This window comes from Kitasatospora sp. NPDC017646, from assembly GCF_044329365.1.
Classification (GTDB): Bacteria; Actinomycetota; Actinomycetes; order Streptomycetales; family Streptomycetaceae; genus Kitasatospora.
Genome location: NZ_JBIRJC010000020.1, coordinates 21,514 through 33,359, shown reverse-complemented (window position 1 = coordinate 33,359; position 11,846 = coordinate 21,514). Strand labels below are relative to the sequence as shown.

13 protein-coding genes and 1 pseudogene are annotated in these 11,846 nt (G+C 72.2%); 11 read left to right on the top strand and 3 right to left on the bottom strand.

What is annotated here, in order from left to right:
* Window positions 1-54: 54 nt before the first annotated feature.
* The 7 genes from ACH4J0_RS27385 (at window position 55) to ACH4J0_RS27355 (ending at window position 5,221) form a co-directional block, all read left to right on the top strand.
* A complete protein-coding gene (locus ACH4J0_RS27385) occupies window positions 55-351 on the top strand; it encodes a hypothetical protein (protein WP_396243257.1) in 297 nt (98 codons plus the stop codon).
* Window positions 344-1,354 (top strand): AAA family ATPase, encoded by a 1,011-nt coding sequence (locus ACH4J0_RS27380; protein ID WP_396243256.1) that lies wholly within the window; start codon window positions 344-346, stop codon window positions 1,352-1,354. Before ACH4J0_RS27385 ends, ACH4J0_RS27380 begins: the two co-directional genes overlap by 8 nt.
* Window positions 1,355-1,780: 426 nt before the next feature.
* Window positions 1,781-2,545: an alpha/beta hydrolase gene (locus tag ACH4J0_RS27375; RefSeq protein WP_396243255.1), complete on the top strand. Its 765-nt coding sequence runs from the start codon at window positions 1,781-1,783 to the stop codon at window positions 2,543-2,545.
* A 195-nt stretch (window positions 2,546-2,740) separates the two neighbouring features.
* Window positions 2,741-3,325 (top strand): cysteine hydrolase family protein, encoded by a 585-nt coding sequence (locus tag ACH4J0_RS27370; RefSeq protein ID WP_396243254.1) that lies wholly within the window; start codon window positions 2,741-2,743, stop codon window positions 3,323-3,325.
* The gene (locus ACH4J0_RS27365) at window positions 3,322-4,260 is read left to right on the top strand and encodes a GlxA family transcriptional regulator (protein ID WP_396243253.1); all 939 of its coding nucleotides are present in this window, start codon (window positions 3,322-3,324) and stop codon (window positions 4,258-4,260) included. Before ACH4J0_RS27370 ends, ACH4J0_RS27365 begins: the two co-directional genes overlap by 4 nt.
* 103 nt (window positions 4,261-4,363) lie before the next feature.
* Window positions 4,364-4,636: a hypothetical protein gene (locus tag ACH4J0_RS27360; RefSeq protein WP_396243252.1), complete on the top strand. Its 273-nt coding sequence runs from the start codon at window positions 4,364-4,366 to the stop codon at window positions 4,634-4,636.
* Between the two features lie 147 nt (window positions 4,637-4,783).
* Window positions 4,784-5,221 carry an SSI family serine proteinase inhibitor gene (locus ACH4J0_RS27355; protein WP_396243251.1) on the top strand — a complete coding sequence of 146 codons (438 nt, stop codon included), beginning with the start codon at window positions 4,784-4,786 and terminating at the stop codon, window positions 5,219-5,221.
* A gap of 90 nt (window positions 5,222-5,311) precedes the next feature.
* Here the strand turns inward: ACH4J0_RS27355 and ACH4J0_RS27350 are convergent, their stop codons facing one another.
* Window positions 5,312-6,502 carry a serine hydrolase domain-containing protein gene (locus ACH4J0_RS27350; protein WP_396243250.1) on the bottom strand — a complete coding sequence of 397 codons (1,191 nt, stop codon included), beginning with the start codon at window positions 6,500-6,502 and terminating at the stop codon, window positions 5,312-5,314.
* A 234-nt stretch (window positions 6,503-6,736) separates the two neighbouring features.
* On the opposite strand from ACH4J0_RS27350, the gene ACH4J0_RS27345 reads away from it, so the two are divergent.
* Window positions 6,737-7,447, top strand: coding sequence for a MarR family transcriptional regulator (locus ACH4J0_RS27345; protein ID WP_396243249.1), 711 nt, complete (start codon window positions 6,737-6,739; stop codon window positions 7,445-7,447).
* A 179-nt stretch (window positions 7,448-7,626) separates the two neighbouring features.
* Entirely contained in the window at window positions 7,627-8,853 is a 1,227-nt protein-coding gene (locus tag ACH4J0_RS27340) for a serine hydrolase domain-containing protein (protein ID WP_396243248.1), read from the top strand.
* Here ACH4J0_RS27340 and ACH4J0_RS27335 read toward each other — a convergent pair.
* A complete protein-coding gene (locus ACH4J0_RS27335) occupies window positions 8,846-10,138 on the bottom strand; it encodes a cytochrome P450 (protein ID WP_396243247.1) in 1,293 nt (430 codons plus the stop codon). The genes ACH4J0_RS27340 and ACH4J0_RS27335 overlap by 8 nt on opposite strands.
* Window positions 10,139-10,285: 147 nt before the next feature.
* Between ACH4J0_RS27335 and ACH4J0_RS27330 the strand changes: the two genes are divergently transcribed.
* A complete protein-coding gene (locus ACH4J0_RS27330) occupies window positions 10,286-10,429 on the top strand; it encodes a hypothetical protein (protein WP_396243246.1) in 144 nt (47 codons plus the stop codon).
* 91 nt (window positions 10,430-10,520) lie between these two features.
* On the opposite strand, the pseudogene ACH4J0_RS27325 reads toward ACH4J0_RS27330, so the two are convergent.
* Window positions 10,521-11,006: pseudogene (locus ACH4J0_RS27325) on the bottom strand (carbohydrate-binding protein); the annotation flags it as partial.
* Window positions 11,007-11,023: 17 nt separating this feature from the next.
* Here ACH4J0_RS27325 and ACH4J0_RS27320 point away from each other — a divergent pair.
* The gene (locus ACH4J0_RS27320) at window positions 11,024-11,842 is read left to right on the top strand and encodes a hypothetical protein (protein WP_396243245.1); all 819 of its coding nucleotides are present in this window, start codon (window positions 11,024-11,026) and stop codon (window positions 11,840-11,842) included.
* Window positions 11,843-11,846 lie beyond the last annotated feature (4 nt).

Here is an 11,846-nt window from a genome sequence, read left to right as displayed (position 1 = left end):
GCCGGAGGTAACGTGATCATCCTCTCGCGGCGACGGTGGAGGAGGGCTGGGCCGATGTCAGGGCTTCCGGTGGTGGCAAGCGAACTGCTCAGCGAACACGAGGTCGAGCTGCTACGACGCTCGCTCTCCGAACGGGGCGGGTCGGTTCGGCGCAGCGGTCAGCTCGCCGTCGGCAAGGGGTTCGCGGACGCCCCCGACCTGCTCGACCAGTGCCGCGGACCACGGGACGCACCCGGCAACGACGTTCCTCCCACCGCGGTAGCCGGTCCGCGCACCGGGCCGGGCCCGGCCGACGGAGGGTGGAAAGCCGCGGAGCGCCCCCACGGCACGGAGGGTGACCCGCGTGGCTGACTACTTCCCGTACCGCATCGTCACCAGGAGAGGGGACTTGACGCTGATCTGGCGCCCGGGGGAGGGCGACGCCCGCGATGTGCTCCTCGTCGACGAACGCGGAAGGCTCCTCGCGTTCGAGGAGCTCGCACCGTTGCGGGAACACTGCGACCGCAACGGCTGGGAGCTCGTCCGGGACGGCGAAGGCACCCTCGATCTGGACGTCGTACGGCGGTGGGTCGAGCACCCCGGAGTCGTCCCGGTGACGGCGGGATCGCTGCTGGAGGCGTGGAACTTCTTCGAGGACCTCTACCACAGCGTGAAGGCCGGCCCGCCCCCGCCCTCCCGACGACCGATCCACGACAGCGCCTACGAGAAGCTCTTCGGCGGCGAAGCCCTCGACCCGACCGCCGGCGAGGGAGCCTGGACGGACGAGGAGACCACGGCCGTGCGCGAACTCCTCCGTGCGGGCCTGGCCCTGTGGGAACACGCCGTGCGCGGGCCCGGCACGAGCACGGTGGTGCTGATGTGCGGCCTGCCGGGGGCGGGCAAGACCACCCATGCGATGGAGCTGGTGCGACGCGGCTACGTCCGGCTCTCGATCGACGAGGTGGTCTGGCAGCGACTCGGACGGCGCGACGCCGGCCTGGTACTGGAGGAGGAGGCGTACGACCGGCTCAAGGAGGAGGTCCGCCGCGAGCAGCGGCGGGAACTGGTCGAGCTGGTGCGGGCCGGGCGCGATGTGGTGGTGGACTACAGCTTCTGGAGTCGCGCCGCCCGCGATGACTACAAGGCGCTCATCGAGGGCCACGGCGGCCGCTGGGAACTGATCCACCTCAAGGCCGACCGGGCGACGCTGGAGCGCCGCCTCGAGATCCGCAACGGCGAGGAGGGCGCGAACTCCGTCACGGTGAACGGCCCGCTGTTCAACCGCTACCTGGCCGACTTCCAGGCCCCGGACGGAGAGGGCGAACAGGTCGTCGTGCAGCACTGGAACGGCGGGCCGGTCTGCCGATCGGTCTAGCATCGCCTGCACGGTGACCGTACTCGTGAACGGGCTCCCGGGAGCTGTGGTGCCGGACGGCCGAGCCCCTGGGCCTCGGGCCGGTACATCGCATCGACACGACCCGCCCGGTGGACATCCGGCTGCTGGCGAAGCGGATCAGGGAGACGTGCGCCGAGGGTCACGCACGTTGCGGTTCTCCGCTCCGTGGAGCGGAGGGCCGCCGGCCCGTGGGCGCGGTGGCCGAACTCGTCCGGCGGGAAAAAGGGGTGGCAGGGCTTCCGATCTAGCTGATAGCTTCTCGGTCGACCGTGACACCGCTCGAGGAGGTGAGACCCGTGAACGCTGTACCGATACGGGCGCTCCCCCTTGCCGTCACGACTGGCGATTGACGTAGGTCTCGCCGGGAGCGCCTCTTCACCAAGGCACTCTCGAAGGGCAACTGCCATGAACGCTTTCCTTTTCACCAGTGAGTCCACCGCCGGCAGCGTCGTCGAACGCGACTTCACCGTCAACGGCGTCCCGGGTGTCCTCTGGTCCCCGGAGTCCGGTGCGGTCCGTGCGCCGCTGGTCCTTCAGGCCCACGGCGGTGGTAACCACAAGAAGCACCCCGCGATGTCGGGCCGGGCCGCACACCTGGTGCGCGGCTGCGGCTACCACGTGGCCGTCCTCGACGCGCCCGGTCACGGTGACCGGCCGCGCACCGAGCACGACGAGCGCGAGACAGCCGCCCTGTTCGCGGCCCGGGCGGCCGGCGAGCCGGAGGGCCCGATCGTGGTCCGCTACAACGACCACCTGGCCAAGCTCGCCGTGCCCGAGTACCGCGCGCTGCTGGACGCCCTCCAGCAGCTGCCGGAGATCGGAGCCGGCGGGCCGGTCGGCTTCTGGGGCATCAACATGGGCACCGCGATCGGCGTCCCGTTCGTGGCCGCAGAGCCCCGGATCACGGCCGCGGTGTTCGGTCAGCATTGGCCCCAGACGCTGGCCGAGCACGCGAGGAAGATCACCGTCCCCGTCGAGTTCGACCTCCAGTGGGACGACGAGCACATATCCCGCGAGGAGGGCCTCGCGCTGTTCGACGCCTTCGCCTCGGCGGAGAAGTCCCTGCACGTGAACTCGGGCAAGCACAAGGAACTGCCCCGGTTCGAGGTCGACAGCGCGGTCCGGTTCTTCGCCCGGCACCTCGGCGGGGTGGTGAACGCGTCGGCCTGACGCGCGGTCCGACGGTTCCGGTGAGCAGCACCCGACACTGTGGTGGGCCGATGTCGATCAGGCAGTTCCAGGTCTGAGGTTCTTCCGGTGGTCCTCCGCCCACCCGGCGAAGGGCCACCCGGTTGACCGGATCGTTCCGCATCGGGCCCCGATGGTGTCTTCAGTCGTCGGCGCCCGGCGGGCCAGGATCGGGGCATGAACAGAGCACTCCTCGTCATCGACGTCCAGGAATCCTTCCGCCGGCTGGAGAAGTGGGCGGCCGTCTCCAACCCCGACATCGTCGGTCAGGTGAACAAGCTGGTCGCACACGCCCGCGCGGAAGGAGACCTGGTGATCTGGGTCCTGCACGCCGACGCGGGCAGCGGGACGGTCTTCGACCCCGCCCTCGGGTACGTGCGGATGATCGACGGGCTGGTGCCCGCCGAAGGCGAGCCCGTTCTCACCAAGACCTCCCACAACGCGTTCACCACCACCAACCTGCAGCAGCAGCTCACCGAGCGGGGCATCCGCGAACTGACCGTCAGCGGCATCCGCACCGAGCAGTGCTGTGAGACCACCACCCGGGTCGCCTCGGACCTCGGCTACGACGTCACCTTCGTCACCGATGCCACCGCGACCCACCCGATCGAGCACCGGGCCGCACCGCCCGGGCGGAGCCTCGCCGAGATCCTCGCGGACCCGCGCACGCTCTCCACGGAGCAGATCACCGCCCGCACCGAGTACGCGCTCTCGGGCCGCTTCGCCCGGGTCGCCACCGTCAAGGAGCTGACCGGATCGTGACCCGCGTCGTCTTCCTGCTCGTCCCGCAGCTGCACCTGCTGGACCTCGCCGGGCCCGCCCAGGTGTTCTCGACCGCGGCCGACCTGGGTCTCGGGTACGAGATCGGCTACGTGGCCGAGCAGGAGGACGTCCCCACGGCGCAGGGCCTGCCGCTGCGGGCCGCCACCGAGTGGCCGCCGCTGTCGGCCGGGGACCTGGTCGTCGTCCCCGGCTGGCGCGAACCGTCGCCGGGTGAAGCGTCGCGGGGCGGCGACGGTGGGTCACGCGGCGACGGTGGGCCGTCCCCTGCGACCCTGGAGCGGTTGGCCGCCCACCACACGGCCGGCGGGACGGTCGCCAGCATCTGCACCGGCGCCTCCGCGCTCGGCCGGGCCGGACTGCTGGACGGCCGCCGCTGCACCACCCACCACGACGCGCAGGACGAACTCGCCCGCCGTCACCCCGGGGCGTGCGTGGTGCGCGACGTGCTGTACGTGGTCGACGGCCGGGTGGTCACCTCGGCGGGCATCGCCAGCGGCATCGACCTCGCGCTCCACCTCGTCGCCGGCCGGCACGGGCCCGCGGCCGCCGCCCGGATCGCCCGCGAGATGGTCGTCTACGCCCGGCGCAACGGCGACGAGCAGCAGACCAGCGCCATGCTGAGGCACCGGGCCCACCTCGTCGACGCCGTCCACCACGTCCAGGACCTCATCGACGCCGGGTTCACCACCCGGCTGCGCCTGGCCGAGCTCGCCGCCGCGTCCGGCGTCAGTGAACGCACCCTCACCCGCCACTTCACCGAGGCCACCGGCCTCACCCCGCTGCGCTACCAGCAGGAGCTGCGGCTCGAACGCGCCGAACACCTCATCTCCCACGGCGCGACCGCCGAGGCCGCGGCGCGGGCCGTGGGCTTCCAGGACGCCCGGATGCTCCGTCGCCTGCGCTCACGGGCATGAGAGCTTCCAACCCCGGAGCGCTTCCACCTGCCGCGACCGTGACCCGCCGGTCCCGGGAGTCCGTGCCGGATCCCCGGGAACCCGTGCCGGTACGGTCGGACGCATGACCGAACTCAGCGACTGGAACTATGTGGTGACGGACATCGAGGTCGACGGACCGTGGCCGGGCGCGAACTCGATGCGGTCCTTCGCGTCCGTCGCCACCACGATGGACGGGCGGACGTTCGGCGAGTTCGAGGCGCCGGAGCTGCCTGCGCGCTGGCTCGGCGAGGTGGAGCACACCCACAAGGCGATCGATGACGCGCGTGGCTTCGCCAACCTGCTGCACTTCCTGGCCCGGAACGCAGGGGCGCCCGCGATCACCTCGGAGGCGTGAGCTGCGCCACAAAGATCACGGTTCACCATGGACCTGACACAAGCGTTCATATGATCGTAACGCTTCGCACAACTTCGGTTGATTGCGTAGCGCCCACAGCTGCCCGGGAACACAAGACCCGGGCAACGTAGCGGAAAGGCATCACGAATGCGACGCATCACCATGACGGTCGCCAGCCTGCTGGCGACCGGCGCGGCCTCGGCGATCCTGATGGCCGGCACTGCCCAAGCCGCGACCACGGACACCACCCTGCTCGGCTCGGTTCACCTCACCAAGACCGACAACACGGGCACCACCACCTCGGCCGACTTGTCCTGTTCCGCAGTTCAGGACGGAACCGGCTTAACCTCCATCACCGGCACGGGCACCGTCACCAACCCGAACGCGGCCTGCAGCGAACTGGCCGCCGTCAACGGTGACTTCAGCAAGCTGCTGGTGCACCCCACCTGGATGGTCATGGCCCTCCAGGCTCCGGTCACCGCCACGGCGCAGGGCAGCTGGGGTGCCACCGGCGTCAACTGGTCGCACACCTACGTCAACGGCAGCGAGCTGACCAAGTACACGGGTGACGTGTTCGGCTTCTGAGCAACGGATGTGACCCTGCACTGACGGCGTGGCCGCTCCCGGCTCGGGAGCGGCCACGCTCGTGTGCGGCCTTCGCGCGTTCTTCGCGCGTCATCCGGCCGTGTTGCCGCAGAACTCCGCCTCCAGCTCCTTGGTGAAGACCAAGATCGGGCCCCACTGCGAGCCGTCGGCCCAGTCGCCGTTGACCTCGGTGGAGAGCAGGTGGTGGCCGTCGCGGGTGCCGAAGGTGTACGACCAGGAGCCGTTGATCGCACCGCCCATGCCCCAGACCCGGCCGCAGGAGAGGGCGAGGGAGGCGACGCCCAGGCCGTAGCGGGACTGCGGGATCCACGCGGTGCCCGGGTCCTGCATGGTGAACATCTCGGCGGTCTGGGCGGGCGGCAGCAGGCGGCCGGCCAGCAGCGCCTGGAAGAAGGTGCTCAGGTCACCCGTGGTCGAGATGAGGTCGCCGGAGCCGTAGCCCCAGGACGGGTTGAGCTCGGTGACGTCGTACTCGGGGAGAGTGGGAGCGTCGAAGGGGCCGAGCTTGGAGTAGAAGCGGCCGTGCGGGCCGTGGATGCCGGTGTCGGCGCCGGTCGGCTCGTAGGTGCTCTTCAGGTGCAGTGGCTTCACGAAGCGGTCGGTGATCTCCCGCGCGAGGCTGTGCCCGGTGGCCTGCTCGACGACCAGGCCGGCCAGCACGTAGTTGGTGTCGGAATACTGCCAGCCGGTGCCGGGGGCGAACTGGGGCTTCACGCTGATGCCGAGCTGGACCAGCTGGCGCGGGGTGAAGCCGTCGAAGCGGTGCTGCAGGAACGGCTCTCCCTGGAAGTCCTTGCTGACCTGGTCGGCCACCGCGAAGTTGGCGATCCCGCTGGTGTGGTCGAGCAGCTGGCGGAGGGTGATCCTCGAACCGTCGTAGCCGTTGCCGTCCACCAGCCCGGGCAGCCACTGCTCGACGCTGTCGTCCAGGTTCAGCCGGTGCTCGGCCTCCAGCTGGAGCAGCACGGTGGCCACGAAGGTCTTGGTGGTGCTGCCGATCCGGAACCGGTCCTGCGGGCGCGGCGGCCGTCCGCTGTTCAGGTCGGCGGTGCCGGCCTGCCCGAACCAGGTCGAGCCGCCGTCGTGCACCTCGGCCGTCGCGCCCGGCAGGCCGGCCCCCGTGACCGCCTGGTCGAGGGCGGCCTGCAGACCCTGGTGGCCGCCGCCGGTGGTGGAGCCGGCGGAGGCGGTCGGGGCGGCGGTCAGCAGGGCGCCGGCCATGACGGTGGCGAGAACGGTGCTGATGGTGGTGGTCTTCACGGTGGGTCCCCCTGGTCGGTCGGGCTTCGTCGTCGGTGAAGAACGTACGGCCGGATTCGGGATCCTCTCAAGATTCGATCGCAACGATTCACGCGAAACCGCAGCTCAGTGACCACCAATCATTGCAATGGGGCTGTCGACGAATGCAATCGTGATTGCAACCGCCCGCCGGGCCCGGATACTCGTTCCGAGGACCGAGGCTCGACGGCCGAGGCCCGACGAAAGGAGACGTCCGTGCCAGGCGCCAGGCTGAGCCAGCAGGACCGTGTCGCGATCGCCACCGGTCTCGCCGAAGGGCTCGACTACGCCGCGATCGCCCGGCTGATCGCCCGCCCCACCTCCACGGTGACCCGGGAGATCGCCCGCAACGGCGGCCCCGGCCGCTACCGGGCGCACGCCGCCCAGCGCGCCACCGCCCGCCGGGCCCGCCGTCGACCGGGTCCGGCCCGGCCGGCCGGGGACAGTACGCCCGTGCCGGACGGGCGCGACCCGGCCGCCGTCGCCGAGTTCGCCGGCCGGTTCGCCGACCTCCTGGTGCAACTCGGCCTGCCCCGCATGGTGGCCCGGGTCCTCAGCTGCCTCTACGTCACCGACAGCGGCACCCTGAGCGCCGCCGAGCTGGTGCAGCGGCTCGGGGTCAGCCCGGCCTCGGTCTCCAAAGCGGTCGGCTACCTGGAGGACCAGGAACTGATCCGCCGCGAACGGGACGGCCACGGGCGCCGTGAGCGGTACACGATCGACTCCGACGTCTGGTACCGCTCGATGCTCGCCAGCGCCCAACGCAACGCACTGCTGGCCGAGTTCACCCGCGACGGCGCCGAGCTCCTCGGCGCGGCCACCCCCGCCGGGCAACGGCTCGACACGGCCGCGGTCTTCCTCGCGGAGATCGGGTCCGACCTGGTCCGGGCGGTCGAGCGGCGGCGGTCCGGCAACGGGCTGCTCTGACCAGCGGTTTTCAAGGAGCCGCATCAGGGACGTCCTCCAGGGAAACCCTGAGGGGATCTGCGGGGCGGAACGGGGCCTTCCCCGATGGTGGGGCCGGGAGTGCTCCTGACAGGCTCTCACGCAGCGCGTCGACGCCACCGTCGGTGCGGACGACGAAATCCGTTGGGAGCACTCGCACCGTGAACACCCCTGCGAAGAACAGCCGTTGGACCCGTCTGATGGTCGGGGGCGCACTGCTGGCCGCCATGACGATCGGCGTGAGCGCGCCGGCCTTCGCCGCACCCGGACCGTCCGTCACGAGCACCACGGCGACCGCGCCGCTGCCGCCGCTCGACCCGGCGGCCATCCGTACCGTGCTGGACCAGCGGCCGGGGGCCGCGATCACCGGGGCGTTCGTGCGGGTGGGCGGCAGTGCCGGGAGCTTCGTGGGAGCCTCCGGGACCGGGAACCAGGAGACCGGAGCGGGCGTGGATCCTCACGGGCGCTTCCGGATCGGGAGCATCTCCAAGGCGTTCACCACGACCGTGGCGCTCCAGCTGGTCGGCGAACACCGGTTGAGCCTGGACGACACGGTCCAGCAGTACCTGCCGGAGGTGCTGCCGGAGGGCTACCCGCCCGTCACCGTACGCCAGTTGCTCAATCACACCAGCGGCCTGTCCACCGGGTCGGACGAGATGTGGGGCGACGGCACCACCGCCTGGTTCGCGGCGCACCGCCTGGACGCCTGGACGCCCGAGCAGGTCGTCGCCACGCTGCGGAAGGCGCCGAGGAACTTCGATCCCGGTACCGCGCAGCAGTACAACGGGATGAACACCTTCCTCGCCGGGATGATCGTCGAGAAGGTCACCGGGCACAGCTTCGCCCACGAGGTGAAGTACCGGATCACCGGGCCGCTCGGTCTGCGCCAGACCTCCGTGCCCGACGCGGACGACCCGGCGCTCCCGCACCCGACCGCGCACGGCTACCTGACCGTCCCGGACCAGGGCGGCAACACCGGCGTCGACGTCACCGAGCAGAGCCCTTGGCCGTGGGTCGAGGGCGGCATGATCTCCAGCGCCGCCGACCTGGACCGCTTCATCACCGCTCTGTACCGGGGGCGGCTGCTGCCCGCCTCCGTCCAGGAGAACCTGTTCACCGTCCCCGACGTGCCGAACTTCCACAACAACGACTGCGGCAAGGGCCCGTCCTCCCGCGCCTGCCTGAGCACGGGCCTGCAGCGGATCGAGCAGGACGGCGTGGTCGCCTGGGGCAAGACCGGCTCCCGGCCCGGCTACACCAGCGGGGTGTTCGCCACCCGCGACCTGAGCCGCACGTTGGTGTACTCGGTGAACCCGACGGGCGTGGTGGGTGCGGAGACCCCGTACGTCAGCCGGCTGCTGGTCACCGCCTTCGGGTTCGTCAGCTGAGAGGCGCCCGTCCAGGGCCGGTTCGGCGGGCCGTGCGCAGCACCGCCGGGGTGGGGCCGTCGGGGCGGACGGTGATGCCGAAGGCCTGGCCGGTGGGGCGGGCGAGGAACTCCAACGGGCCCAGGGGGAGGAGGAGTTCCAGCAGTGCCGTGGTCTCCCGGAGGGCGAACTGGGTGCCGAGGCAGGCGCGGGCGCCCAGACCGAAGGGGAGGTAGGCGCCGAGGTGGGTGGGGCGGGTGGCGCCGGGGGCGAAGCGGCTGGGGTCGAAGCGTTCCGGGTCGGGCCACAGGGACGGGTCCCGGTGGGTGAGGTAGGGGCAGACCAGTACGTCGGTGCCGGCGGCGATGCGGTGGCCGGCGATCACGTCGTCCTCGACGGCGTGCCGGGGGAGCATCCAGGCGGCCGGGTAGAGCCGGAGGGTCTCGCTGACGAGGGCCTGCGGGTCGGCGTCGCGCGCCCCGGGGTCGCGGTCGAGCAGCAGGAACAGCCAGGTGAGGGTGGTGGCGGTGGTCTCGTGGCCGGCGACCAGCAGGGTGACCAGCTCGTCGCGGATCAACTGGTCGGTGTACTCAGGGTGTTGGTCGGAAGCGTCGAGCAGGGCGCGGAGCACCCCCGGTTCCGCGGCGTCCGCGGCGTCCGCGGCGTCCGCGGTGCGCGCCGCCTCGATCGCGGCTCGGGCGACGGCGTCGATCCGGGCGAGGTCCTCGGCGACGGCGTCCCGGGCGTCGGCCGCGTTGGTCGGAAGGGTCGGCATCGCGGCCACCACCCTTTCCACCGCCCGCAGTTCGGTGTCCGTCCGCTCGTCCAGCTCCCGCCCGGTGAGCGCCCGCCAGACGGTGTCCAGGGCGAAGCCGCGCATCTCCTCGCCGACGTCGAAGGTCTTCCCGCTGCGCCGGTACCCCTCCCAGCGCTGCGCCGTCCGGCGCGCGGCGGCGGCGATCCGCTGCTCGTAGCGGCGCATGCCGGGACCGGTGAACTGGGACTGCAGCAGACGCCGTCGGCGCTTCCAGGCGTCCCCGGTGGCGGACAGCACGCCGTCGCCGACCAGCATCCGGGCCCGGTGCGAGCGCTTGACGTACCGGTCGGGGTGGCGGCCCAGGACGTGCTGGACCGCGGCCGGGTCGGTGACCAGCACGGTCGGCGTCGGACCGAGCCGGAAGGCGGCGATGCCGCCGATGCCCCGCTGCGCCCGGGCGAGCAGCTCGACCAGCTCGGCCTCCTCGGCGCGCCACTGCTCGACGGCCGCGGGGGCCAGTTCCGGTACGGGGATGGCGTCCGTGGTCACCAGCGGTTCTCCTCGACTCGGCCGACGGGTGGCGGGGCCGGAAGGCCCCGGCTGACTGTACGCCAGACGGGTGGGCCCGGGGCGCGGCGTGGTGACCCGCGGTGACCCGCGGCTCATCAGGCCACCCGGGCGGAGGACTGTCCTGGCGTGCACGAACGGACAGGGATCGGCGGGGCCCCGTCCGGCCCCCTTCCCGTCCCGCTCCTGACGGGGAACTGGACCTGGGAGCACGGCAGCCTGCTGATCCTGCCGATGGACGCCAACGTCCGGGCGGCCCTCCACCCCGGGTGACCGCAGCTGCCCCCGCACACGGCTGCGCCGCGGTCCGTCCCCCTCGACGGACCCGCGGCGCAGCGGCTCGGGTGGTGTCAGGGCGTGTGGGTCACACCGCCTCCCACAGGGCCGGGACGATCGGCGGCTCCCAGCCGACCTGGGCGGTGTGGCCCTGGAGACAGCGGTAGCTGAGGCCTTTGTAGGTGACGATGTCGCCCGCCTGGTAGGTGGTGCCGGGGGTCCGGGCGTTGCCGGGGTCGGGGTTCGCGTTGCCCACGACCAGGGTGAAGCTGGTGGTGTGGGAGGCGGAGCCGGTTCCGGCGACGGTGATGCCGTAGGTGCCGGGGGCGGTGGACGCCGCGGTGGCGACGGTCATCGTGGCCGAGGCGCCGGACTGCACCGAGGACGGGTTCAAGGAGCGCTGGGCGGAGCTCAGCTGGCCGACGTAGTACTGCGAGCCCTGGAGGCCCTGCTCCTCACCGGTCCACCAGGCGAACCGGACGTGCCGGGCGAGGGTGGGGTTCTGCTGGGCGAGCGCGAGGGCGTTCTCCAGCAGGACGGCGGAGCCGGAGCCGTTGTCGTTTCGGCTACGACCACACCGCGGTCAGCAAGATGGAGCACGGCGCCCGCCGGGTCACCCCGAGGATCGCCGAAAGGATCGACGAACTCCTCGGTTCGGGCGGCGAGTTGCTGGCCGCCGAGCACGCCCACGCCGCCGGGGCGCTGCGGATGCAGGGCGGCCGCAACGCCACCGCGATGGCCTGCTTCGACCGCGCGCTGACCTGGGCCGAACTCGCCGGGGACCGGGCCACCGTGGTCGGCACGCTCAGCGACCTGAGCGTCCTGGCCCGGCTGGACGGCGATGCGGCGACCGCGCTCGGTTACGCCCGCGAGATCGACCGGGTCGCCCCCGGCCGCCCCTGGGCCGGTGCGATGGACCGGATCAGCCGGGCCCGCGCGCGTGCCCTGACCGGCGACGTGCGCGGCACGCTCCGGGAGATCGGCCTGGCCCGGACGCACGTCGAGCACCTCGACGCCCGGGACGAGGCGGACGTGCCGTGGCTGTCCATCGCCTCGATGCGGCTACGGGTGGAGTCCGCCGCGGCCGCCGCCCTGCGCGACCTCGCCGCCGCCGTCGACGACCCCCGGCTGGCCCGGCGGGCGCTGGCCGCCACCGAGACCGCGCTCGGTCTGCTCGGCCCGACCCAGCTGCCCTCCACCCGACTGCTGTTCACCGTCCGGGCGGCCGACTGCCACGCCTGCGCGCACGACCCGCGGGCGGCCGTCGAACTGCTCGGGCCCGCGCTGGAGTCGTCCCCGGTGGCCGCGCTGCCCTCGCTGGTGGGGCACGAGCTGCGTGGCCTGCGGGGGCGCCTCGTGCCGTACGAGCCGCAGGCCGCGCGGCGGTTGGCGGAGCTGGCAGGGTCCTGACCCC

Coding starts and splice junctions, on each gene's coding strand:
- ACH4J0_RS27375 (WP_396243255.1), top strand. CDS start 1,781: ATGAACGCTTTCCTTTTCACCAGTGAGTCCACCGCCGGCAGCGTCGTC.
- ACH4J0_RS27355 (WP_396243251.1), top strand. CDS start 4,784: ATGCGACGCATCACCATGACGGTCGCCAGCCTGCTGGCGACCGGCGCG.
- ACH4J0_RS27360 (WP_396243252.1), top strand. CDS start 4,364: ATGACCGAACTCAGCGACTGGAACTATGTGGTGACGGACATCGAGGTC.
- ACH4J0_RS27320 (WP_396243245.1), top strand. CDS start 11,024: ATGGAGCACGGCGCCCGCCGGGTCACCCCGAGGATCGCCGAAAGGATC.
- ACH4J0_RS27370 (WP_396243254.1), top strand. CDS start 2,741: ATGAACAGAGCACTCCTCGTCATCGACGTCCAGGAATCCTTCCGCCGG.
- ACH4J0_RS27385 (WP_396243257.1), top strand. CDS start 55: ATGTCAGGGCTTCCGGTGGTGGCAAGCGAACTGCTCAGCGAACACGAG.